General features: G+C 70.9%; 18 protein-coding genes. 11 read left to right on the forward strand and 7 right to left on the reverse strand.

Annotated features, from left to right (window positions below; translation table 11 throughout):
- Positions 1-3: 3 nt before the first annotated feature.
- The 4 genes from KAH28_RS07000 to KAH28_RS07015 form a co-directional block, all read right to left on the reverse strand.
- Positions 4-540, reverse strand: coding sequence for a GreA/GreB family elongation factor (locus KAH28_RS07000; protein WP_290575268.1), 537 nt, complete (start codon positions 538-540; stop codon positions 4-6).
- The gene (locus KAH28_RS07005) at positions 537-1,382 is read right to left on the reverse strand and encodes an NAD(P)-dependent oxidoreductase (protein WP_290575269.1); all 846 of its coding nucleotides are present in this window, start codon (positions 1,380-1,382) and stop codon (positions 537-539) included. The genes KAH28_RS07000 and KAH28_RS07005 overlap by 4 nt, the downstream gene beginning before the upstream one ends.
- Positions 1,383-1,463: 81 nt before the next feature.
- The gene (locus KAH28_RS07010; RefSeq protein ID WP_290575270.1) at positions 1,464-4,187 is read right to left on the reverse strand and encodes an MMPL family transporter; all 2,724 of its coding nucleotides are present in this window, start codon (positions 4,185-4,187) and stop codon (positions 1,464-1,466) included.
- A gap of 3 nt (positions 4,188-4,190) precedes the next feature.
- Positions 4,191-5,027: an outer membrane lipoprotein-sorting protein gene (locus tag KAH28_RS07015; RefSeq protein WP_290575271.1), complete on the reverse strand. Its 837-nt coding sequence runs from the start codon at positions 5,025-5,027 to the stop codon at positions 4,191-4,193.
- Between the two features lie 167 nt (positions 5,028-5,194).
- Between KAH28_RS07015 and KAH28_RS07020 the strand changes: the two genes are divergently transcribed.
- From KAH28_RS07020 to KAH28_RS07050, 7 genes are read left to right on the forward strand one after another with little or no spacing between them, the layout of a single operon-like run.
- Positions 5,195-6,208, forward strand: a complete 1,014-nt coding sequence (locus tag KAH28_RS07020) for a 2-dehydropantoate 2-reductase N-terminal domain-containing protein (RefSeq protein WP_290575272.1) — start codon at positions 5,195-5,197, stop codon at positions 6,206-6,208.
- 50 nt (positions 6,209-6,258) lie between these two features.
- Positions 6,259-6,756 carry a hypothetical protein gene (locus KAH28_RS07025; protein WP_290575273.1) on the forward strand — a complete coding sequence of 166 codons (498 nt, stop codon included), beginning with the start codon at positions 6,259-6,261 and terminating at the stop codon, positions 6,754-6,756.
- Positions 6,753-7,196, forward strand: coding sequence for a hypothetical protein (locus KAH28_RS07030; RefSeq protein ID WP_290575274.1), 444 nt, complete (start codon positions 6,753-6,755; stop codon positions 7,194-7,196). Before KAH28_RS07025 ends, KAH28_RS07030 begins: the two co-directional genes overlap by 4 nt.
- A 53-nt stretch (positions 7,197-7,249) precedes the next feature.
- Positions 7,250-11,587, forward strand: coding sequence for a UDP-forming cellulose synthase catalytic subunit (bcsA, locus tag KAH28_RS07035; RefSeq protein ID WP_290575275.1), 4,338 nt, complete (start codon positions 7,250-7,252; stop codon positions 11,585-11,587).
- On the forward strand, positions 11,580-12,737 hold the full coding sequence (gene bcsZ, locus KAH28_RS07040; protein WP_290575276.1) for a cellulose synthase complex periplasmic endoglucanase BcsZ: 1,158 nt from the start codon (positions 11,580-11,582) through the stop codon (positions 12,735-12,737). Before bcsA ends, bcsZ begins: the two co-directional genes overlap by 8 nt.
- Positions 12,734-16,774 carry a cellulose synthase subunit BcsC-related outer membrane protein gene (locus tag KAH28_RS07045; protein ID WP_290575277.1) on the forward strand — a complete coding sequence of 1,347 codons (4,041 nt, stop codon included), beginning with the start codon at positions 12,734-12,736 and terminating at the stop codon, positions 16,772-16,774. The genes bcsZ and KAH28_RS07045 overlap by 4 nt, the downstream gene beginning before the upstream one ends.
- Positions 16,771-17,187 (forward strand): tetratricopeptide repeat protein, encoded by a 417-nt coding sequence (locus KAH28_RS07050; RefSeq protein ID WP_290575278.1) that lies wholly within the window; start codon positions 16,771-16,773, stop codon positions 17,185-17,187. The genes KAH28_RS07045 and KAH28_RS07050 overlap by 4 nt, the downstream gene beginning before the upstream one ends.
- A gap of 21 nt (positions 17,188-17,208) precedes the next feature.
- Here the strand turns inward: KAH28_RS07050 and KAH28_RS07055 are convergent, their stop codons facing one another.
- The gene (locus KAH28_RS07055) at positions 17,209-18,162 is read right to left on the reverse strand and encodes a hypothetical protein (protein ID WP_290575279.1); all 954 of its coding nucleotides are present in this window, start codon (positions 18,160-18,162) and stop codon (positions 17,209-17,211) included.
- On the reverse strand, positions 18,159-18,347 hold the full coding sequence (locus KAH28_RS07060) for a PLDc N-terminal domain-containing protein (protein WP_290575280.1): 189 nt from the start codon (positions 18,345-18,347) through the stop codon (positions 18,159-18,161). The genes KAH28_RS07055 and KAH28_RS07060 overlap by 4 nt, the downstream gene beginning before the upstream one ends.
- 165 nt (positions 18,348-18,512) lie before the next feature.
- On the opposite strand from KAH28_RS07060, the gene KAH28_RS07065 reads away from it, so the two are divergent.
- The 4 genes from KAH28_RS07065 (at position 18,513) to KAH28_RS07080 (ending at position 23,993) form a co-directional block, all read left to right on the forward strand.
- Positions 18,513-19,712, forward strand: coding sequence for a PQQ-dependent sugar dehydrogenase (locus tag KAH28_RS07065; RefSeq protein ID WP_290575281.1), 1,200 nt, complete (start codon positions 18,513-18,515; stop codon positions 19,710-19,712).
- A gap of 7 nt (positions 19,713-19,719) precedes the next feature.
- The gene (locus tag KAH28_RS07070; RefSeq protein ID WP_290575282.1) at positions 19,720-21,255 is read left to right on the forward strand and encodes a protein adenylyltransferase SelO; all 1,536 of its coding nucleotides are present in this window, start codon (positions 19,720-19,722) and stop codon (positions 21,253-21,255) included.
- A 121-nt stretch (positions 21,256-21,376) separates the two neighbouring features.
- Positions 21,377-21,661: a hypothetical protein gene (locus KAH28_RS07075; protein WP_290575283.1), complete on the forward strand. Its 285-nt coding sequence runs from the start codon at positions 21,377-21,379 to the stop codon at positions 21,659-21,661.
- A gap of 61 nt (positions 21,662-21,722) precedes the next feature.
- Positions 21,723-23,993, forward strand: coding sequence for a TonB-dependent receptor (locus KAH28_RS07080; protein ID WP_290575284.1), 2,271 nt, complete (start codon positions 21,723-21,725; stop codon positions 23,991-23,993).
- Between the two features lie 28 nt (positions 23,994-24,021).
- Here KAH28_RS07080 and KAH28_RS07085 read toward each other — a convergent pair whose 3' ends face one another.
- Positions 24,022-24,435: a sulfur transferase domain-containing protein gene (locus tag KAH28_RS07085; protein WP_290575285.1), complete on the reverse strand. Its 414-nt coding sequence runs from the start codon at positions 24,433-24,435 to the stop codon at positions 24,022-24,024.
- Positions 24,436-24,532 lie beyond the last annotated feature (97 nt).

Below are 24,532 nucleotides of genomic sequence, written 5' to 3' on the forward strand. Positions count from 1 at the left end.
CTCTCAATCCGGGTCATCATTGACCGCTCGCGCGTCTGCGGGTTCCGCATAGGCCACGCTCAGCACCTCGATCTCCTGTTCGCCGCCGGGCGCCGCGTGATGGAACACGTCGCCCTCGCGACGGCCGAGCAGCGCGCGCGGCAGCGGTGCGTCGACCGACACGCACCCGCTGGCGGTATCGGTCTCGTCCGCCCCCACCAGCCGGAGGGTGCGCTCGGCATCGCCGTCCACGCAGATGCGGACCGCGGCGCCGAAGTGAATGCGGCCGGGATCGTCCGGAAGCGGCGGAACGCGGAGTTGCGGCAGGCGACGCTGCAGATAACGCACGCGGCGATCGATCTCCCCGAGCTCCTTCTTGCGGTACTGATATTCGGCGTTCTCCGAGCGATCACCCTCCGCGGCGGCGGCCGCGAGCGCCCGCACCACGGCGGGCCGGCGCTCGCGCCACAGATGGTCGTACTCGGCCTGCAGCCGCGCCAGACCATCGGCAGTGACGTAGGGCGACGCGCGCTCGGTGTTCGGCGGCCGCCAGCGACTCATGTCACCTTGGGCAGGTCGTCCGGAACGAAGAAGTCGGGCATCAGCTCCGATTCGTCGACGTCGGCCCGGCGGTATCCCGAGAAATCGCGCACGCCGCTGTCGTGGAGCACCACGTCGTCGATGCAGAACTGGCCGGTGAAGCTGCGGCTGTCCTTGCACAGGATGACGTGCGCAGCGTCCGCCATGATCTCCGGCGCCCGCGACCGCTTGGCGAGCTCGTCGCCTCCCAGCATCTCGATGGCCGCGGTGGCGATGCCGGTGCGTGGCCACAAGGCATTGGCGGCGATGCCGTCCCTGGCGAACTCCTCCGCCCAGGCCAGCGTGCAGAGGCTCATGCCGTACTTGGCGATGGAATACGCCACGTGCGGCGCGAACCACTTGCTGCGCATATCCAGGGGCGGCGACAGCGTGAGGATGTGCGGATTCTCCGCCTTGCGCAGATGCGGGATGGCCTTCTGGCCGCAGAGATAGGTGCCGCGCGCATTGATCTGGTTCATCAGGTCGTAGCGCTTCATGTCGGTCTGCATCGTCCCGGTCAGCGAGATTGCGCTGGCGTTGTTGACCAGGATGTCCAGTCCGCCGAAGGTCTCCACGGTCTTCTCGATGGCGGCCGTGACCTGCTCCTCCTCGCGGATGTCGCAGAGCAGCGGAAGCGCCTGCCCGCCGGCTTCGCGGATGGCGTCCGCCGCCGTGTGGATGGTGCCCGACAGCTTGGGGTGCGGCTGGTCGGTCTTGGCGGCGACGGCGACATTGGCACCGTCGCGGGCTGCGCGAACGGCGATGGCGAGGCCGATGCCGCGGCTGCCGCCGGAGATGAACAGGGTCTTGCCTTGCAGGCTCATGCAGTGTCTCCCGATTGCGTGGGTTCGTGTTCGGTCGCCGATTATGGCGGCATCGTCGACCGCGGGCGTGACGCTACGGTGTTAGCGCAGCATCGAGGTGGCGTGCGCCAGGCGCTCGGCCTGGATGCGATTGAGGTTGCGCAGCACGATGGCGGCGATGCGCGGGTGCCGTCGGCGCAGCCGCTCGAGGTCGTTGGCGTTGAAGCGCAGCAGGCGCGTGTCGCGGCGCGTGGTCACCGACGCGGTGCGACGCTGTCCGAAGTAGCCCGCCTCGCCCAGCGTGGCGCCGCGGAACAGACTGTTGATGGTGCGCCGCTGCCCCTCGCGCTCGACCCACACTTCGAGCTGCCCGTCGACGCACACCCAGATGTCGGCGGAGATCTCGCCCTCGATGACGATATCGGTGCCGGCCGGCACGCGCTCGTAGTGCGCGGTGAGCGCGAACAGGCGCGCCTGGCGGTTGCTGAGGCCGTTGAGCAGCGGGATGGTGTACTGCGGCGACTGACCCAGGTCGACCCGCAGCAGATCCCAGAGTGTCACGATCCGCACCATGGAGCCGAGCGCGGGCGTCACCAGGATGTCGGTGAGCCAGGCCAGCAGCAGCGCGAGCGCCGCCAGCGCGCCGAACTCGGCGTGCGACACCAGCGGCGACAGCAGAAAGGCGCCGAAGCTGAGGCACAGCGCCGCCGTGGTCAGCGAGACCGGGCGCAGCACCGTGCCCAGGGCGTGACTGACCGCCTGATCCTCGCTGCCGCGCGCCCGGGCCTCGGCATTGAAGCGCGCCAGGAAATGGATGGTATCGTCCACCGCCACCCCGATCACGAGGCAGGCCACGAGGCTGGTGGCCGGGTTGAGTCCGATGCCGCTGATCCCGAGGAGGCCGAAGTAGACCGCCACCGGGATGAGATTGGGGATCATCGCCACCAGCGCGGCGCGCAGCGACAGGAAGAGCGCGTAGAGCACCAGCAGGATCGCAAGCAGTGCGGCCCCCACCGACAGCCACTGCCGGTCGACCACGCGCGTGACCGTGCTGGCCGCCATCACCGGGGCCCCGGTGACCTCCGCGTTGAGCGCCGGCGGCAGCGTCGCCAGTCGCGTCCGGATGCGCTCGACCAGCGCGCTGACCTGCGCACTGTGATCGACATTGATGCGCAACGGCACCACGGCATTGCGCTGCCGGGAATCGATCAGGCCGCGCACCGCATCGTTGCCGCCGAAGCTCAGCAGCTGGCGTGCCAGCCGCGTGCTTTCCGGGTATGCCAGCGCACCACCCGCGTCCGGCTGCATGGCCGCATTCAGAACCTGCAGATGGTCGACGTAACTGACGGCGGCTCCGATCTCGGGCTGCTCGCGGGCCCAGGACACGAAATCCCCGACCGCGCGCGCGATGTCCGGCTCGAGCAGCACATGATCGAGCGGCGCCTCGAGCAGCACCGCGATGGTGTTGGCGCCCCCCAGATCAGCGTTGACCTGCTCGTACTGGGCGCGCACCGGTGCGTCGGGACTGAAGTTCGCGATGTAGGACGACCCCGGCTCGACGCGCTGCGCGAGCAGTGCCCCGGCCACCAGCACGCCGAGCGCGGCAGCCACGATGGGCACGCGCCAGCGCACATCGAAGCGCGCCAGACGATCGGCCACGCGCCGCGCGATGCTCTCGCCCAGCAGCGGCCGCGCACCGATGTGCATGCCCATGAGCAGCAGCAGCGCCGGCAGGTAGCTCACGCTGAGCACGGTCAGCGACAGGACGCCGGTCACCGCCAGCAGCGAGAAGTCGCGCACGGCGGGAAGTGGTGACAGCGCCAGCGCCGCCAGCCCGATGGACGTGGTGAGCCCGTTGAGCAGCAGCGGCACCGCCACCGCCCCCACCGCGCGGCGCGCGCGGCCGGTGCTCTCGCCGACATCGTGCCGGAGCCATTCCGACACCATGTGGATGCTGAACATGATCCCGAAGGCCACCACCACCGGCGGCGCGATCGCCGACACCATGTTGAGCGACAGGCCGGCGAGCGCGCCCACCGCCCACATCACGAGCAGCGAAACGCCGATGCTCATGGCACCGAGCAGCACCACCAGGGCGCTGCGGAAGGACAGCGCCAGCAGGCCGATGACCAGCGCCACCGCCACCGGCAGCGTGCGCAGCAGACCGTCCCAGATGGCATCCGTGGTGGCGGCATCGACCAGCCCGGTTCCGGTGGTCGCGACATCGTGGAAGCCGGTCACCGCCGCGACCTCGATACGCACCGCCTCCGCAAGCGCCTGCACGCCGCTGCCCTCGAGACCGTCCACCGGCGTGACGATGAAGGCCGCCGCGTCCGGGTCGGCGCTGAACAGCACGCCGGCCAGCATCGGGTTGCGACGGGCGCTGTCGGCAATGGTAGTGAGCCGTTCGGGGTCGCGCCGGTACTGCTCGGTCACCGAACCGACATCCAGCACCGCGTCATCGGGGCTGTTGAGCAGCAGGTTCGGCGCGGACGCCAGCGAGTTGACCGACCGCACCGATGGCAGCGCGCGAACGCGGTCGTGCGCAGCGGCCACCGCGTTCAGCCCGTCGGCACTGAACAGGTCGTCGTGGCGTGCGCTCACCAGCAGCGCATCGGTGGCACCGAAGCGGGCCTCCAGCCGCTGCATGCTCTCCGTCTCGGCTGCATCGGCCGGCAGCAGGGCGTCGAGGTCGGTATCGACGCGGATCAGCGGGCCGTCGGCATCGCGCGTCAGCGCAACGGTGATCGCGGACAGGGCGCTGACCACGGTCACGGCCGCGACCACCAGTCGCGGCCGCGCCAGCATCGCGTCCAGCCACCCCATGGGTCAGCGTCCGAGGAAGAACGCGTTGGGGAGGAAGATGCGCTGCGGCAGCGACTCGGGCAGCTCCAGCTCGGAGAGCTCGGCGTGACTGGTCCGCTGGTTGCGGAGATTGTGCATGCGCAGCCGTCTGGCGTAGGTGACGCCGCCGGCCGCGTGCAGGCTCTCGGGGTCCGCGCTGAACCGCTTGACGACGCCGTTGCCGTCGACGAACTCGGCCTGCAGCGTCACGCACGAGGCCTGATCCACCGCAGCGTCGACATGCAGGTACACGGTCGGTTCCTCCGGCCCCGGCACGAAGCGCATGCGCCACACCGGCCGACCGTCGAGCGCATCGCTCCCGGTCAGGCTCTGCTCGCCGCTGGAGAAGGCGCCCTGCGCCTGCTGCAGGTCGCGCATGCTGAATTCGGAGTCGAACAGGCCGCTGTCGGCCCCGCTCCCGATCACCCGTCGCACCCGATTGAGCTCGGGGATGAAGACGAAGGTCTCGTCGCGCGATTCCAGCTCCCGCCACAGGTAGGCCGTGCCGGCCATGTCGGAGGGAGCCTCGACGTAGGTCGTCATCGCGGCCCGCCCCTCGTTGCGCCTGAGATAGACGAGCGCGCGCAGCTCCCGGCCATCGTCATCGCCGCCTTCGGTGCGCAGCCGGAGCTCGCGCAGTCGCAGCCGCTCCGGAATGTTCTCGCGCATGCAGCGCATGACGCTGTCGGCGGTCGCCGCCGTATCGGCCGCGTCCGAGACCGCCGCGTCGTCGTGCTCGACAGCGGCCCCGGTATCGCCGGCGTCGGCCGACGCGCCCCCCGCGGCGAGCGCAATGGCCACCGCGAATGCCCGCCCGGACATCGATCTCTTCCCCCGCATGCGCGCCCTCCCAGGCTTTCGACTTGGTTTCGTTCGCCCGCGCACTGTAGCGCGTCACCGGTGCCGGCAAGCGATTCCACCCGCCGGACTGGTGCCGCGCGCCGCAAGCCGGTACAAATGATGCCGGTCTGCGCATCCCGAGGGCACCCATGCTGCTGATTGTCGGACCCGGTGCGGTCGGCACCGTGATCGCCGGTTACCTCGGCGCGGCGGGCCGACCGTTGCGACTGCAGTGCACGCGGCACGACCTGCCCGCCGTTGCCGCCGCCGAGGGCATCGCCGTCGAACGCGTCACCGGTGGCCCCGCGCTGGCGGGGCCGCGACCGCTGCTGACGACCTCGGCGGACCCGGACGAGGTCCGTCAGGTGCTGATCTGCGTGAAGCACCCGGACCTGGATGCGGCGCTCGACGGGCTGCCCGCCGACATGCGGGCGGACACCCCACTCGTATCCACGCTCAACGGCGTGGGCGCGCTGCGCCGGATCCGCGAACGCTTCCCCGGCCATCCGGTGCTGCCGGCCACCATCCTGTTCAACGCCCAGCTGCTGGAGCCGCTCCACGCCCGGGTCAGCGCGCGCCCGCAGATCGGCATCCCGCGCGAGCACGGTGCGACGGTCGCGCTGTTCCGCGGCTCCGGCCTGCGCGTCCGCGCCGCACGCGGCGAGGCCGCCGCCTGGGGCAAGCTGCTGTTCAATCTGTCCGCCGGCATTGCGGCGCTGACCCACAGCACCTTCCGCGAAGTGCTTACCGTGCCCGGCCTGCGCGCCGTGTACGCGGACCTGCTGGACGAAGGCGCCGAGGTGCTGCGCACCGCCGGTATCGATTTCAGCGTTCCGGTGGGCGTCCCGCTGACGGTCTTCCTGCGCCTGCTCCGGCACAACGGTGGCGCTGCCTGGCGTCTCGCGGCCTGGCGACTGGGCCTCGGCGACGGCGCCTATCCGTCGATGGTCAGCGACCTCGCGCACGGCCGCCGCACGGAGATCGACCTGCTCAGCGGCGAGATCGCCGGGCTGGCGCGGCGCAACGGTCTCGCGGCGGAGCGCAACCAGCGCATCGTCGAGCTGGTCACCGCCGCCGAGCGCGGGGAGACCCGGATTCCGATGACGGCGGACATGCTGGAGGCCGCCATGGATCGCCGTCAGCTCACCGTCCGTCCGGACTGACGCTTTTTCCCGGCGTGGCAATGCCTTAGACTTCCGGCGAAGGGGAAGCCATGACCATCGAATCTGACGCGATCGACTACTATCGCAACCGGCCGCGAGACCGGGCCGCTGCCGAGGTCCTGCGAGCGCTCGTCGGCGTGGTCGGCGAGCATGCCGAGAGCGCGCAGCTCCGCAGCCTCGCCTTCGAATCCGGACGGATCCTGGCGCGATGGCACCCGTTGCCCGAATGCGCGACCCTCGCCGAGTTCGAGCAGGCAGCCGACAGCGCCTTCCGTGAAGCCGACTGGGGCACGCTCCGCGCCGAGCCCGAGGGTGGCGAGATCGTCTTCGTGCACGGCGCACCGCCCCTCCAGGCCTGGTTCGGAGCCGATCACGGTGTCTGGAGCGAGGGACTGTTCGAGGGCATTCTCGCCGAGTGGCTCCAGCATCTGGGTGCCGGAGACACGCTCGATGTGCGCAGCGTCGACAGCGACGACGGGCACAGCCTGCGGTACCGCTTCGCGCACCGCTCGCACTTCGCCGCGGCAGCCAGGGAGACCAAGGCATGAAGGGCTCGCGCCGCGACATCGAGAACCTGTTCCAGACCCAGGGGATGGAGGGCCGCTACCGCGAATTCGCGGCACGCCCGGGTGACAGCCGACCGGCCCCCTCACCGTCCGTCGATGCTGCCCCCACCAGCGAGCCGGCGCAGGCCGATCCGGCGGCTCGCGACGAGCGCGCGACGACCTCGCGACCGCAGCAGGTCGTGCGGCGTCTCGGGCTGGTGCGGTCGCGCGACAGGCGCACGCCCCAGTCGAATGCGGCGCCCGACGCCGCGCGCAGCGGCAAGGCCGAATCGCTCTCGCAACTGTTCGCCGCCCTGAGCGCCGCCGCGGATGCACGCGATGGCCATGCGCATCCGGAATCGGCCCCGCTGGACGCAGAGCAGCTGCGCACGCTCCCGCTGGGCGAACTCTTCGCCCGCCTGGACAGCGACAGCCAGAGCTGAGACCGCGCATTGGCCGCCCCTGACCGCGCGCGGCGCCTCCCCGGGTCCGCTCCATGACGCGCACCGCGCACTCTTCGCGAATCGGCTTCGGCACGCGCCTGCTGCTGGCGTGTGCGCTGATCCTACTCGCGGCGACGGGCTGGATGTTCGTGACCGCCAAGCTCGCGCTCTACTGGCAGATGGTGGTGGGCGTGGTCGCGGTGATCGCGGCCATCGTTCTCAAGCGCATGCCCGGCGGATGGGGACCGTCCTATGCGCTGATGGCGATCTCCACGCTGACCACGACGCGATACATCTACTGGCGCGTCACCGAGACCCTGCCCATCGGCCCGACCTTCGGCGCGGTCGACCTGCTGTTCGCGGCCGGCCTCCTCGCCGCGGAGCTCTACGCCTGGCTGATTCTCGTGCTCGGCTTCTTCCAGGTCCTGCACCCGCTGAAGCGCAAGCCGGTTCCGCTGCCCGACGACATCGAGAACTGGCCCACGGTCGACGTCTTCATCCCGACCTACAACGAGTCGCTGTCGGTTGTCCGGCCGACCATCCTCGCGGCCCTCGATCTCGACTGGCCGGCCGACAAGCTGCGCGTGCACGTGCTGGACGACGGACGGCGCGAGGACTTCGCGCGCTTCTGCGAACGCGTCGGGGCGCGCCATGTCACCCGGCCGGACAACAAGCACGCCAAGGCCGGCAACATCAATCACGCGCTCACCAAGACCGACGGCGAGCTGATCGCGATCTTCGATTCCGACCACATTCCCACCCGCTCCTTCCTGCAGGTCGCCACCGGGCAGCTGGTCGCCGATCCCAGGATGGCGATGGTGCAGACGCCGCACCACTTCTTCTCGGCCGACCCCTTCGAGCGCAATCTCGATGTGTTCCGCGAATCCCCCAACGAGGGCGAGCTGTTCTACGGCCTGCTGCAGGACGGCAACGACTACTGGAACGCGACCTTCTTCTGCGGCAGTTGCGCGGTCATCCGGCGTACCGCGCTCGAGGGCATCGGCGGCGTGGCGGTGGAGACCGTCACCGAGGACGCCCACACCTCGCTGAAGATGCACCGCCAGGGCTGGCGCACGGCCTACATCAACATCCCGCAGGCCGCCGGACTCGCGACCGAGTCGCTGTCGGCCCACATCGGTCAGCGCATCCGCTGGGCGCGCGGCATGGCGCAGATCTTCCGACTCGACAACCCGCTGCTGGGACGCGGCCTCGGCTTCGGCCAGCGGCTGTGCTACGCCACGGCGATGCTGCACTTCTTCTACGGCTTTCCGCGCCTGGTGTTCCTGATGGCGCCGCTCGCGTTCCTGCTGCTGGACGCGCGCATCATCAATGCCCAGGGCCTGATGATCGTCTCCTTCGCGGTCCCCCATCTCCTGTGCGCCATCCTCACCAACTCGCGCCTGCAGGGAAACTACCGCCACTCCTTCTTCGCGGAGGTCTACGAGACCGTGCTGGCGGCCTTCATCCTCCTGCCCACGACGGTGGCGCTGATCCGTCCGCGCTCCGGTGCCTTCAACGTCACCGCCAAGGGCGGCATCGTGGACCGCGACTACTTCGATCGCGACATCGCCAAGCCCTATCTCTGGATCTTCCTATTCAACATGGTCGGCGTGCTCGTCGGCCTGGTGCGCTACTTCTTCTTCAGTCCCGATGTCGACACGCTGTTCGTCACCATGGGATGGACCATCTTCAACCTCATCCTCATCGGCGCGGCGCTGCGGGTGGCGTCCGAGCGGCGCCAGGTCCGGCACTCGGTGCGCGTGGCGTGCGAGGTGCCGGTCAGCATCGCGCGCGACGGGGCGGAGACCGCCTACGACAGCATCACCCAGAACCTCTCCTACGGCGGTGCGGCCTTCCATGTGCCCGCCGGCCTCAACCTGCACCCCGGCGACCGCATCCAGCTGGCGCTGATCCCCGAGTTCGCCGAGGTCTGGACGCCGGCAACCGTGCTGCGCAATGACAAAGGCTCGGTGGCGGTGGCCTTCGACGCCCTCAGCCTGCAGCAGGAGCGCCAGCTGGTGTACGCGATCTACGGGCGCGCCGACGCCTGGCTGCGCTGGCGCGACCGCACCCGTCTCGACCGACCCTGGCGGGCGTTCCGGCACGTGGTCTATTTTGGCTACGAAGGCTTCTTCATCTTCCTCCGGTGGCTTCTCTCCAGCATGCGCTCTCCCTTCCGCAGACGAACGACCTCATCCGCAGCGCTGCTCGCGCTCGCGGCCATCGCGCTCGGCCTGGCGCAGAGCGCCCCGGTCCGCGCCCAGGCGGATGACCCCGCCCCGGTCACCCGGCTGGGTGACGAGACGCGCACGCTCTCGATCTCGGACCTCGGTGCCGAGTCCCCGATGCGCATGCGCAACGTCGCCGCCACCCGGTCGCTGCCGCTGTCGCTGCGCGACGACCAGGTCGTCACCGACGCCCGGCTGGAGCTCGGCTACCGCTTCTCGCCCTCGCTGCGCCCGGACATCAGCCAGCTCAACATCCAGTTCAACGGCGACACCATCGACAGCTGGAAGCTCGACAGCGAGACCCCCGATCGCAACACCCGCACCATCGCCATCGATCCCAAGCTGTTCCTGCGCTACAACCAGCTCGCGTTCCATTCGGTCGCCAGCTACGCCCGCGACGAGTGCGAGGATCCCACGCATCCGAGCCTGTGGGTCGAGATCGGCGGCGACAGCCGGCTCCATCTCGAACTGGCCGCCCTGCCGCTACGGCCCGACCTCGAGCGCATGCCGGCGCCCTTCTTCGACGCCGCCGACCAGCGCCGGCTGCGCCTGCCGGTCGTGCTGCCGGACGGCAGCGACAACGCCATCATCGCCGCCGCGACCACGCTCGGCTCGTGGTTCGGCATGCTCGCCGACTGGCGCGGCGCCGAGTTCCCGGTGTCGTTCGGCGCGCTGCCGGATGCCGACATGCACGTGGTCGCGATGCGCACGTCGACCCGCGACATCGACGGTTTCGAGGACATCCCGATTCCGGAGGAGCCCGAGATCCGGGTGGTCGAGCATCCCGACAACCCCTTGCTCCAGGTCCTGCTGATCAGCGCGCGCGACGCGGCCGGCCTGCGGCGTGCCGCACAGGCGCTGGCCTACGGCGAGGTATCGATGCGCGGCACGAGCGCGCGCGTCACCGATTTCACACCCCCCAAGCCCCTGCCCGCCAACCAGGCGCCGCGCTGGCTGTCGCCGGGCGACGACATCCCCCTCGAGCCCTTCGCGCGCAGCGGCCTGTCGGCGTCCGGCCTGTCGCCCGCGGCGCTGCGATTCGAGTTCCGGCTCGCGCCGCACCTGTTCTTCGCCGAGGCCAGCTTCATCGATCTCGACCTGACCGCGCGCGCCGGCGCCGGCATCAGCGACCGCTCGATGCTCGGCATCCGCCTCAACGGCCAGTTCATCGACGACGTCCGGATCCATGACGACTCCGGCCGGGCGGTCGAGCGCGACATCCGCACCCAGCTCCCGACATCGGCGCTGGAGTACCGCAATCAGCTGGCGCTGCAATTCGACCTGATCCGCGGGCAGACCAAGTACTGCGAGGTCTTCGACCCGGCGCTGCTCCGCGCCTCGGTGGATCGCGGGCTCGATGTCGAATTCCCGCGGCACGCCTACTACGCGCGACTGCCCAATCTGGCGCTGTTCGCCGACGGCGGCTTCCCCTTCACCCGCCACGCCGACGGCGCGGAGATGGCCTTCGTGCTGCCGCGCGACCCGGTCGCCGAGGACCTGTCGGCCGCGCTCACCCTCGCCGGCTTCCTCGGCCGCAGCACCGGTGCCGTGCTGTCGCGCGCGGAGGTGCTCACCGAGACCGCGCTGGACAACGACTACGACCGCGACCTGCTCTATGTCGGCGGCAGCGAGCGGCTCTCCGCGACCAGTGGTGCCGAGATCCCGCTGCCGCTGCGCATGAAGGGCGACGAGGTCAACCTGCAGCGCGCCGACCCGCTGGAGCAGATGTTCGCGCGCATGGACGGCCGCGATCCGGAAGCCGCGCGCACCTACGCCGCCCGCGTGGTGCACAGCGCCGGCAACCGGCTGGGCGCCATCGTCGCCGCGGAATCGCCGTTCGCGAGCGGCCGCAGCGTGGTGATGGTGACGTCGGGCTCGCGCGCCTCGGTGATGGACACTGCCCGCATCCTGCTCGATCCGGGCCGCGCCCAGTTCATGGGCGGCGACGTCAGCCTCGCCGACGGCGAGAGCGTGTCGTCCTATCTGCTCGGCCCGCAGTACGCGGTCGGCACCATGCCGCTCGACTGGGCCGTGCGCTTCTGGGTCGGCGAGCGCCCGTGGGTCATGCTGCTGCTGCTCGCCTTCGTCGGACTGCTCGCGATCTGGGTGCTGCGCGTCCTGCTGCGCGGTCGGGCGCGTCGACGGCTGGAAGGCGATGCCTGAAGCCGTCCTGCGTGCATGCCGGGCCGCCGTTGCCGCCATGATCCTGCTGGCCAGCGTTCCCGCGGGTGCGCTGACGCTGTTCCAAGGCGACGGCCGCAGTCATGGCTGGCCGCTGTGGGATCGCTTCGCCGACGGCTTCATCCAGGATGACGGCCGCGTCGTCGACTGGACCGACAACGCGCGGACCGTGTCGGAGGCGCAGGCCTATGGTCTGTTCTTCGCGCTCGTGGCGAATGATCGCGCCCGCTTTTCCCGCATCCTCGAGTGGACGCAGGACAACCTCGCGGGCGGCGACCTCGGCCAGCACCTGCCGGCCTGGCTCTGGGGCCAGCATCCCGAGACCGGGAACTGGCAGATCCTGGACCCGAATCCGGCCTCCGACGCCAATCTGTTCATCGCCTACAGCCTGCTCGAGGCCGCGCGCCTCTGGGAACGTCCCGAGTACCGCGAGCTCGCCGAGCGGCTGCTGGCGATGGTGCGCGAGCGCGAGACCGCCGTCATCGATGCACGGCAGGTGCTGCTGCCCGGCCCGGAGGGCTTTGTCTCGGACGGTACCGCGCGTCTCAACCCGAGCTACGTACCACCCTTCCAGCTGCACTATCTGGCGCAGCACGATGCCGACGGGCCCTGGGCGGCCATCCTCGCCGAGTCGGTGCAGGCGCTCGACGTGATCGCGCCCAACGGCCTGCCCCCGGACTGGGTGCAGCTGGGCGAAGGCGGCTACCGGCCCGATCCGGAACACGGCACGCGCGGCAGCTACGACGCCGTCCGCGTGTTCCTGTGGGCGGCGATGGAGGTCCCCGGACTGCCCATCCTCGACCGCATGCGCGGATCGCTCATTCCGGCGGTCCGCATCATCGCCGGCAACGGCTTCATGCCCGAGAAGTGGGATGTCGCGAGCGCCGCGCTGTCCGGTGAGGGGCCGCCGGGCTTCCAGCTGGTGGCGGCCGCCTGGCTCGAAGGCATGGGCCACGGCGACATCGCCGACCGCTTCGCGGCGCGCGCCGAGAACCAGCGCGTGCGCGGCCTCTACGGCCGGCCGGCGCGCTACTACGATCAGATGCTCGCGCTGTTCGCCACCGGCGTGCGCGAGGGCCGCTTCCGGTTCCGTGCCGACGGAAGCCTGATACCGGCCTGGGAGACCTCATGAAACGCTTCACCGCACTGCTGCTCTGCTGCTGCCTCGCGGGGAACTGGCAGCCTGCTGCCGCCCAGGACGGCAATGCCGCGGTGCGCCAGCTTGCCGAGCAGGCGCGCTACTGGGAGCAGCGCGATCAGCCCGGTCGCGCCCGCGACGCATGGGACCGCGTGCTCGCCGCCGATCCGGACAACGAGGAGGCCCTCGGCCGTCTCGCGGCACTGCTGGAGGCCTCCGGCGAACCCGAGCAGGCCGCCGAACTCGCCGACCGGCTGGAATCCCTCAATCCCGAATCGCGCTGGCTCCGCGGCTACCGCGAGCGCGACGCGGTTGACGCGGTCGACCCCGACCTGCTCGCCGAAGCCCGGCAGCTCGCCGGCAACGACCGCCCCGAGGCCGCCCTCGATGCCTACAGCGAGGCCTTCGACGGCGCGCCGCCGAGCGCCGAGCTGTCGCGCGAGTACCACGAGGTCCTGGCCGGGATCCCGGATCAGCGCGCGGTCGCCCTCGAGCAACTCGAGACCCTGGAGGCGGGCAATCCCGGCGACCCGCGCTTCACGCTGGCGCGGGCGCGCGTGCAGACCTACGACGAAGCCACGCGCCGCACCGGCATCCGCAGTCTGGCTGATCTGTACGAGCGCAACATGCTGCGCGAACAGGCCGGGCGCGCCTGGCGCCAGGCGCTGGTCTGGCTGGATGCCCGGGCCGCCGACCTCCCGCTGTTCGATCGCTACCTGGAAGCGGTGGGACGCGACGACACCGTCGCCGAGAAGCGGGCCGGTCTCGTCCAGCAGCGCCCGGATCCGCGTCAGGCCGAGCGCGATGCCGTCATCCGCGCCGGCTTCTCGGCACTCGACGAAGGCCGCCTGGACGACGCCGAGCAGCACTTCGCCGGCGTGCTGGAGAACAAGCCGCGCAACGCCGATGCCCTCGGCGGGCTCGGCCTCGTGCGCCTGCGCCGCGATCAGCTCGAGCCGGCGCTCGAGCTGCTGGAACAGGCCATGCGCGCACAGCCCGGCACCGCCTCGCGGTGGCGCGAGGCCGCACGCAGCGCGCGCTTCTTCCTGCGCTTCCGCAGCGCCCAGAGCGCGCTCGAGCAGGACGACGACGCGGTTGCCGTGCAGCGCTTCCGGCAGGCCTTCGTCGAAGCGCCCGCCGACGCCGACCCCACGCTGCGCCTGCCCTACGCCGACGCGCTGCTGCGCATCGGCGACGTCGACGAGGCCGAGGCCATGGCCCGCGCCGTCCTCGAGGCGCGCCCCGGCAATGCCGACGCCACCGCGCTGCTGGCGCGCATCCTGATCCAGACCGGCCGGCTCGACGAGGCCGAGCGCCTGGCCGCCGGCGGCCCGCCGGATGTCGCGGCCGCGGTCGCCCCGGCCCGCGCCCGCGCTCTGCGCGAGCGTGCCGCCGAGGCCGACGCGGCCGGCCAGCGCGATCGGGCCCAGCGCCTGCTGCGCGAAGCCATCGCGCTCGACCCCGACTCGCCGTGGCCGCGACTCGACCTCGCGCGCATCCTGCGCGACACCGATCAGGCCGACGCCGCCGACCAGCTCATCGAGGGACTGGTCCAGTCGCACCCCGACCTGCCCGAGGTCACCGTCGCGCAGACCTACGCCCTCGCCGACGCCGGACGCTGGCTGGAAGTCCTGCGCACGCTGGAGACGCTGCCCGCGCGCGCGCGCGACCGGGATGCCCGGACCCTGCAGCGGCGCGCCTGGGTGCAGTACCAGGTCGAGCGCGCCGGGATCGCCCGCCAGGCCGGCGACTTCGCGCTCGCCTTCGAGGCGATGAGCAAGGCCGACGCCGCCGCCGCCGAGGACCCGGCGTTCGCCGGCCTGCTCGCGGGAGGCTGGGCCGATCTCGGCGACCCGGCGCGCGCGCTCGGCTATCTGCGACGCGCCTTCGCCGACCAGCCCGGCAGCATCGGGGAGCGGCTGCAGTATGCCGGTCTGCTACTCGAGCTCGGCCAGCGCGCCGAGTTCGAGGCCCAGGCCGAGTATCTGCTGCGCCAGGATCTGAGCCCGGCCCAGTCGGCCCAGCTCGAGGATCTCATCGTCGGCTTCCGCATCAGCCTCGCGGACCGCGCGCGCCAGCGCGGCGACCTCGCCGAGGCCTACGAGGTCATGCGCGACGTCGTGCGGCGCCGGCCGCGGGAGTCGCGCGTGCAGATGGCGCTGGCACGCATCTTCGAGGCCGCGGGCGACCACGACGAGGCGCTGGCGATCTACGAGGGCTTGCTGACCGAGACGCCGGACCCGGGCCCGGATCTCGTGGACGCGCGCATCAATGCGCTGCTGGCAGCCGGCGAGCTGGAAGCGGCCGAGGCCGCCATCGCCGACGCCCGTGACGCGCGTCCGGAGGATGCCGCCCTCGACACCTTCTCGGCGCGACTGGCCGAAGCGCGCGGCAACCAGGGCCGCGCCCTGCGCTACTACGAGCGCGCCGCGGACCGTCGGGCGCGCCGGCCGGACGGCGATGCCTTCCTGCAACCGCCGCGTCTCGCCACCATTTCGGAGGCCGACAGCGCGCAACCGCTGCTGCCGCGACCGGTACGCGACGCCATGGAGGGCCGCAACCCCGACGCCCCCGAACGCGTGCTGCGCCCACGCCCCGGCCCTTTCTCTCGACCGGTACCGCCCGCCGACGAGGGCGGTGACGGCAATGCCGTGCCGCAGTCGCTGCGCAGCAGCAGCGCGTTGCAGCGCTCCGGGCCGCGCCCCGCGGTCGCGGCGCCGGACGACAGCCGGGACAGCGTGCGGCTGCGCGCCGCCGATCGACTGACGCGCGCGCCCCGCCCGGCAGCCGAGCCGGACGATACGCCGGCGCGGGCGGCGATGGCGGACCCGGACGACCCCGAGCGATCGCGCCGACGCGCGATCTCCCGCCTCCGCGCATCGACCAGCGGCTGGGCCGGCGGTGGCCTGCACAGCCGGGTCCGCGACGGAGAAGACGGACTGTCGCGGCTGTTCAATATCGAAACGCCCTTCGAGCTGCAGTCGTCGGCAACCAGCGCAGGCCGCTTCGGGCTGCGCGTGGTGCCGGTGATCATTGACGGCGGCGAGGTCGAGGGCGACCGGCGCCTGCGCTTCGGCACCCTGGCGCTGATCGAGGGTGGTCCCGACGACCTCGACCTCGCGCAGCAGGACAGCGGCATCGCGGCCGGCGTGACCTACCGGATGGGCAGCTTCCACGCCGACATCGGCAGCACGCCGCTCGGCTTCGCCGAGGAGCGCCTCAGCGGCGGCCTCTACTGGGGCCCCAGCTTCGGGCGCTGGAAGCTGGACCTGTCGCTCTCGCGTCGCCCGGTGTCGGACAGCGTGCTGAGCTACGCCGGGACGCGCGACCCGCTCAGCGGGGTCAACTTCGGTGCCGTCAACCGCAGCAAGGCGCGCGTCGACCTCGCCTACGACCTCGACAGTTTCGGCATCTACGTCAACGGCGGCTTCAGCTACTACGACGGCCGCAACACCGACGACAACAACGCCTTCGAGCTCGGCGGCGGCGCCTATTTCCGTGCGCTGCGGGCGCGGGCGCTGTCACTGACCTACGGCATCAACATCACCACCTTCTTCTACGACAAGAACCGCCGCCACTTCACGCTCGGTCACGGCGGCTACTTCTCGCCGCAGACCTTCCTCTCGGTGGGCGTCCCGGTCGAGCTGACCGGGCATCACGACCGCATGGTGTGGCGCATCCACGGCGCCGTCGGCCTGCAGAGCTTCGAGGAGGACGGCGCGCCCCTGTTCCCCAACAACGCCGACCTGCAGGACCAGATCGAGGACCTGATCGACATCAATCCCGACAGCGCGCTGGTCGGTGGATACCCCAGCGGCTCGCAGAGCGGCCTCGGCTACGCCTTCGGCGGCAGCCTCGAGTACCGGCTGTCCAGCCGCTTCTTCGTCGGCGGTGCCATCGCCAGCGACAACGCGCGCGACTACACCGAATACCAGTTCTCGGGCTTCCTGCGCTACTTCTTCGGCGAGCAGATCGGTGTGCCGGATGCACCCCGCCTGCTCCCGGCGTACTACAACTGGAGCGGATCATGACGCGATTCCGGCATGCGGCCGGCGCCATGCTGCTGGCGCTGGCGTTCTCGAACGGCGCCGCCGCGGCATCCGGAACGCCGGCGACCGGCGCGGAGCTGCTCGCCGACGGCCAGATCGCTCGGGCCGTGGCGCAGCTCGAGCAGGCCCTGGGACGCAATCCCTTCGACCCGGTCGTGCTCAACAACCTCGCCGTCGCCTACGCCGAAGGCGGTGACTGGGAGCGCGCGCAGTCGCTGCTGCGCCGGGCCGCGCGCCTGGCACCGGGTGACCCCGCCATCGAGCAGAACCTGCGCGCCACCGATCAGTGGCTGGCGCGCCTGGTGCAGGCCGGCGACGTCGAGCGCCGCCAGCGCCGCGACGACGAAGGCGAGCCCATCCGCATCCCGCCGCCACCGCCTGCGCTCTGGCCCTGAGGCCGGCGCGACCGTAGCGGCTCAGGGTCCGGTACTGCGCTCCAGCCGGAAGACCCGCCCTTCGGCGAGACCGTCGTCGAGCGAAGGCGCCGAGCCCATGATCATGAGCATCTCGCGGGCGTCCTCCGGATCCTCGCCCACCGGGATGTCCCGCAGGGTCGCCAGCCCCTGCATGGTGCGCAGCGGCGGCGTGCCGCCCGGCGTATCGGTGGTGCCGCAGCCGCTCTGATCCATGCTGATCGCGTAGATGTTGAAGCGCGCGTTGATCAGCGAGAAGCGGCCGTCGTAGCGACACTGCGATCCCGAGACCGGATCGGGCGCCAGACCGAAGACCCCGGTATCGCCGCCGTAGTTGAAGGTCACTGCATCGAAGCCGAATTCGTCCTGCCGCCGCCAGTCGCCGGTGATGGCCGCGACCGAACTGAGGCGCTCGTAGGCGCGCTCCTGATACTCGCCGTAGACACGGCCGTCGCCGACGCTGTCGCCGTCCTCGCTCTGGCCGGTGAAGGTGGCATCGAGCGTGTTGCGCGGATCGAACACGCCACTGAGGGTGAGCGACCGGGTGCGTCGTACCTCGATCTCGGTGATCACCGGCTCCTCGACTTCCGGGTCCTCGGACGGCTCCTCGATCTCCTCGGTGACGATGTCGTAGAAGCGCAGCGCGCCGGTGAGCGTCTGGCCGACGCCCTGGCGGTACTGCCCGACCATGATGCGCTGGGGATCGTTCCGATCGTATCCGGCGATGCGCGCGACCGGCTCGACGGTCGATTGCGGAGCCGCCAGCAGGAAGAGCCAGTCCTCGTCCCGCGAATTGCCCGTGGTCGAGGACAGCGTCACCCGGTAGATGCCGGCGACCGCGTTCTCCCCGCTGCCGTCGAGATCGACGTCGATGCGATCACTCTCGGAGCCGCAACCGGCCAGCATCAGCGAAGCGGCGAGCACGAACCCGGCAGTGCGTCGGTGCAGCACGCTCATGCCATCCGCCTGCCGCGCGGTCCGAAGAAGAACCAGACGATGACGCCCAGGACCGGCAGCACCAGCACGAGCACGATCCAGAGCGCCTTCGGCAGCGTGTCGGAGGTGCTCTGCACGATGTGCAGCACGGCCCAGATGACGACCACCAGATGGATGATACCCAGGAGGCCCAGATTGTCGAACATGCTTCGCTTCTCCCTATGGTCGCGCCAGCATAACCGTACCCGACGCGCTGTCCATGCCGTTGGTCGCGCGCGATACCGCACTTCGACGGACAACCGTTGTCTATTAGGGGAACACCCGCCTGCCGACTGGCAGTCGCGGCCCGCCCACCGACCGTTCGCGGTGCCATGACCCGACTCTCCGCACGTTTCGTTCTCCCGCCGCTGCTCCTGGTAACGGCCTGCGGCAACACGGCGCCCGGTGTCACCGACGACCGCGCAACCCCTACCCACGCGGACGGACAGGAAGCGCCTCTGCCCGACGGCATCACCGCCGAGACAATCACCGACCGCCTGGAACACCCCTGGGGCATCGCCTTCCTGCCCGATGGCCGCGCACTGGTCACGGAACGCCCCGGCCGTCTGCGCGTGGTGCGTCCCGCAGGCGACGTCAGCGAGCCCGTCGGAGGCGTTCCCGAAGTGTTCGCGGAGAACCAGGGCGGCCTGCTGGATATCGCGCTGGATCCGGCATTCGCCGCGAACGACCGCATCTACCTCTCCTACGCCCGGCGCTGCCCGGGCGGAGGCGCGACCACGGCGGTAACCCGCGCGAAGCTGGTCGACAAGGGTGATGGCGCCAGCCTGGCGGACGCCGAGGACATCCTGGTCGCCGACGCCTGTCATCCCGGTGGCCGCCACTTCGCCGGGCGGATGGTCTTCGACCGCGACGGCTACCTCTACGTGGCGGTCGGCGACCGCGGCATCGGCGAGGCTGCGGACAACGCCGCCGTCCAGGACCTGCGCAACCACATCGGCACGGTGCTGCGACTGACCACCGACGGGGCGCCCGCGCCCGGCAACCCCTTCGCGGACCGCAAGGATGCCGATGCTGCGGTCTTCACCTACGGCCACCGCAACATCCAGGGCATGACGCTGCATCCCGACAGCGGCGCGGTCTGGACGCACGAGCACGGCCCCCGCGGCGGTGACGAGGTCAACATCCTGGTCGCGGGCACGAACTACGGCTGGCCCGAGATCACCTATGGCGAGCACTACCGGGGCGGCGAGATCGGTCCGGAGGCCGCCGAGGGCCTCGCCCAGCCCCAGCTGTACTGGGATCCGTCGATCGCGCCCAGCGGCATGGTCTTCGTCGATCAGGATGCGGCGATCCCCGAGTGGCGCGGCGATCTTCTGGTCGGCGCGCTGGCCTACCAGCTGCTTTCGCGGCTGGAGTGGAACCGCGATACCGGCACGCTGGTCGAGACCGACCGTGTCCTTGTCAACGAGCTGGGCCGCATCCGGTCCGTCACGCAGGCGCCCGACGGCGCGATCGTCATCCTTACCGACGCGCCGAACGGTAAGGTGGTACGCCTCGTCCGCAGCGGATAGCGTCACCATGCCCGCGACCCCGATCAGTGAACCCGACGCAATGACCACCGGCTGGCCCCGGCGACTGGCGCCGCCGGCCATCGCGACCTTCAGGGATGCCGAGGGCGCGCCGGCCTTCGGCGCGCAGGTCCCCATCAAGCCGCTCGACGCGCCGCGGCTGCTGCACCTCAACACCGAGCTGGCGGCCGACCTCGGCATCGAGGACGGCCCCGAAACGCGCGATGCGCTGGCGGCAACCGCGGGCGGCGGCGACGCCGCCGCGTGCACGGACGGTTTCGCGAGCGTCTACGCCGGCCACCAGTTCGGCATCTTCGTGCCGCAGCTCGGCGACGGCCGCGCCACCATCATCGGCACCCTGCGCGACCACCGGGGACAGGATCAGGAACTCCAGCTCAAGGGTGCCGGCCCCACCCCCTACTCGCGCTTCGCCGACGGCCGTGCCGTCCTGCGCTCGACCGTGCGCGAATACCTGGCCAGCGAGGCCCTGCACGCGCTGGGCATTCCCACCACCCGGGCACTGGCCATCGTGGGCTCCGACACGCCGGTGCAGCGCGAAACCGTCGAGCGCGCCGCGGTGCTCTATCGGGTCGCGCCCAGTCACCTGCGCTTCGGCCACTTCGAATACCTCGCTGCCACCGGGCGCACCGAGGATCTGCGCGCCCTCGCGACGCACGCCCTGGCCCGCTTCCGGCCGGATCTCGAGCCGACGCCGGAAGGCTTCCGGGCATGGCTGTCGGACATCGTGGCGCGCACCGCGCGCCTGGTCGCGCAGTGGCAGGGCGTCGGCTTCTGCCACGGCGTGATGAATACCGACAACTTCTCGATCCTGGGCCTGACCATCGACTACGGCCCCTACGGCTTCATGGAGCGCTTCCACCGCGCCCACATCTGCAATCACAGCGACCACGAGGGCCGCTACGCCTACGCCCGGCAGCCGGCGATCGCGCAGTGGAACTGCGCGCGCATGATCTCCGCCTGCCTGAGCCTGGTGGCGGACGACGGCGCGGACAACGACGAGCGCATCGCGCTCGCGCAACCCGTTCTCGACGCGTTCGCATCGGCCTACTCCGCGTCCGCGCTCGCCATCTGGCGCGACAAGCTGGGATTGCGCGAGGCGCGGGACGGCGACGACGCGCTGGTCAATGACCTGCTCGAACGCATGGAGGCCAGCGACGCCGACTTCGCGCGCACCTTCCGCGCCCTCGCCGACCTGCGCATCGATGGGGGCGATCCGCTGGCGGACCATCTGGGCGAGGACGAAGCGGCCACCGGGTGGCTGTCGCGCTATCGCGAACGCCTGCGGGCGGAGCACAGCGACGACGACGCCCGCCGCGACCGCATGCGCCGCACGAACCCGCGCTTCGTGCTGCGCAACTGGCTGGCCCAGCACGCCATCTCGGCAGCGGAATCCGGTGACCCGGCGCCACTCGATCGCTTGCTGGACTGCCTGCGCCGCCCCTTCGACGAGCAGCCCGAATGCGCGGATCTGGACGCGCCACCGCCCGACTGGGCCGCCGGTCTCAGCGTGAGCTGCTCCTCCTGACCGGCGCGCCCCGCGCCGCTATGGTGCAGTGCAGCGTCATCGTCCTATCATGCTGTAACGTCAATGCCCCGCACGGCGTGTCCTCGGGCGCCCGTGCCCAGCCGAGCACTCGCACACCGCCATGCCGTCGCGCCCGATCAGGACCCTGATCCTCGCCATTGCCCTGGTGCTTGGGCAATGGCTGGCGCTTGCGCACGCCACCGAGCATCTGGGCGCTGCCGACGAACCGCTGTGCGAAGTCTGTCTGCATGCCAAGCGGCTGGATGCACCCGGCATCGCCGCCGTACCGGTCGCGTCCTGCGACCGCCACGTGGCCGAAGCGCCCGGCATGCAGCGCCGGCGCGAGCGGCCCGCCGCCCCGCGCTGCCACCTGTCGATCCGCGGTCCCCCGACGCACGCGGCCTGATTCCAGCCGCCACCTGCCGCCACCGGCGGCAGTGCGTTCACCGCATCCGTGATCGATGACCATGTCCCGAAATTCCGCTTTCGGCGCGTCAGCCGTTGCGCTGGCCGCCCAGCTTCTGCCGCTCCCGCTCCACGGCGCGGATGACGGCGCGTCACCCGCCGAGCTCGACGAGATCGTCGTCACCGCCAGTCCCTTCCGCCACAGCGCAGAGGAGCTCGTCCAGCCGGTCGACCTGCTCGCCGGCGATGCGCTCGACCGTCGCCGCCGCGGCACCATCGGCGATGTGCTTGCCGACCGCCCCGGCATTGCCAACGCCTCGTTCGGACCCGGCGTCGGCCGTCCCGTGATCCGCGGCCAGAGCGGTGCGCGCGTGCAGGTGCTCAGCAACGGCATCAGCACCATGGACGCTTCCGCGATCAGCGCCGACCACGCCGTCGCCGTGGACCCGCTCACCGCCGACCAGATCGAGGTCATCAAGGGCCCGGCAACCCTCATCTACGGCGGCTCGGCATCGGCGGGCATCGTCAATGTGGTCGACGACCGTCTTCCCGATACCGTCACGCCCGGACTGCATCTGCGCGGGGACCTCTCCTACGGCGACAACGCCGATGAATCCAGCGGCGCGCTGCGCGGCCGTTACGGTGTCGGCAACTGGCAGTTCGGCGCCAGCTACTCGCGCCGCGACGCCGACGACTTCGAGATTCCCGGCTTCGCCGAGCGCGCCGGCGCCGACCATGATGCACACGATCATGACGAGCACGCCGGGGAGGACCACGACGAGCACGCCGAGCACGAGCACGAGCACGAGCACGCGGACGAGGCGACCGAATCCGGCGCGCGCGGCGTGCTCGACAACAGCAGCCTGACCAGTGAGCGTGTCGGCGTTTCGGCAGCCTGGGCCGCGGAGCGCGGCATGATCGGCGCAGCCGTCAGCCGTTTCACGACCGACTACGGGGTGCCCGGACACGGTCACGGCCACGGCGACGAGGAAGCGCACGAGGACGAGGCAGCCCACGCGGAGGATACGCACGACGAGGCGCACGAGGAGCACGAGGCGCACGACCACGACGGCGTCCGCATCGATCTCGAGCAGACCCGCGTCGATCTGCGCGGCCTGCTGCGCGCACCGCTCCCCGGTGTCGCGCGGGCGGAGGCGCGCATCGGCGTCAACGACTACGAGCATCGCGAGATCGAGCCCGGCGGCGCCGTCGGCACCACCTTCGACGTATCCGAGACCGAGGCGCGCTTCGAGCTCGAGCACGTCGCCATCGGCGACTGGGTCGGCGTCGCCGGCCTGCAGCTGCGCCAGCGCGACTACGACGCCATCGGCGAAGAGGCCTTCGTCGCCCCCACCGAGACCGATGCAGCCGGCCTGTTCCTGGTCGAGGGCTACCGGTTCGGCGCACACCGCCTGGAGCTCGGCGCGCGGGTGGACCGCACGCGCCACGATCCGGAGGGCCCGCAGTTCCGGACCCGCTTCACCACGGTGAGCCTGTCGGCCGGCGCGTCATTCCTCGTCGCCGAGCATCTCCATCTGCGCGTCAATGCCCAGAGCGCCGAGCGCGCGCCGGCAATCGAGGAGGTCTACGCCTTCGGTCCGCACATCGCGACCTCGGCCTTCGAGCGCGGCGACGAGGATATCGACCCCGAGACCGCCAACAACATCGATGTCAGCCTCGGGCGCGACGACGGGCGCTGGACCTGGGAACTGACCGCGTTCTACAACCGGATCGACGACTACATCTACGCGCATGAAGTCGACGACGGCCTGAACGCGGACGGCAGCGGCAACCCGGCGAGCGACGGCGAGGCCGATCGCGTCAATGCCGAGGGCGTCTTCGATCCGGAGGGCGAGTTCCTGCTGCTCGACTATGCACAGAGCGGTGCAGAGCTCTACGGCGCTGAGGCCGAGACCCGCTTCGTGCTGATCGACGACGCCGGCCGCGGCCTCGGCATCCGCGCCTTCGGCGATCTCGTGCGCGGTCGGCTGCGCGACAGCGGCGAGAACCTGCCGCGAATCACGCCCGCCCGCTTCGGCATCGGCGCGGATGCCCGCGTCGGGGCGGTGTCGCTCGATGTCGCGCTCACCCGCGTCACGGAGCAGGACCGCACGGCGCCGCTTGAGACCGCGACACCGGCCTACAGCGAGCTCTCCGCCGATATCGGCTACGCGGTGCCCACGGCGGCCGGGACGATGACGGTGTACGCCCGCGGGCGGAACCTGCTCGACGAGACCCAGCGCGACGCCACCTCCTTCCTGAAGGACGTGGCGCCGCGGCCCGGTCGATCGCTGTTCGTCGGTCTGCGCTTCGAGTTCGCCGCCGGGGACTGAGGTCCCGACGGCAAGCGATCGGGCGCGGCTACTGCCCCTGCTGAAGCAGCTGCGCCACGATCGGTTCCATCTTGGTCAGGCCGGCGCGCCGGCCGATCTCGAGGGCGCTCTCGACGTCCCTGCCCTCGTGCCACGCCGCGTGCAGTGCCAGCAGCGCGCCCACGCGGTTGCCGGACGCGCAGTGAAAGACGGTGGGCGCATCGCCGACCTCGCGCAGGATGCCGTCGAGCATCGCCACGGTCTGCGGGTTGAGATCGTTCTGGCTCGCGATCGGCAGCAGGTGATACTGCATGCCGAGCGCCTCGATCATCGGCGCCTGGTCCTCGCCCTGCTCCTGGATCGGGCGCAGGTTGATGACGTGCTGCACGCCGGCCTCGGCCGCGGCCCGGAACTGCAGCGCGTCCGGCTGGCCCGCCGACAGCATCGTGTCAGAGACGCGCATTTCATTCGGTAAATCAAGACTCTTGAGCATCATTCTCACCTGAAGTATCAACTTTATGGCCGTGCGATGCGCCCGAGGGCGCTCCCTCGGACGGCAT

Origin of the sequence: Algiphilus sp. (assembly GCF_023145115.1) — a bacterium.
Classification (GTDB): domain Bacteria; phylum Pseudomonadota; class Gammaproteobacteria; order Nevskiales; family Nevskiaceae; genus Algiphilus.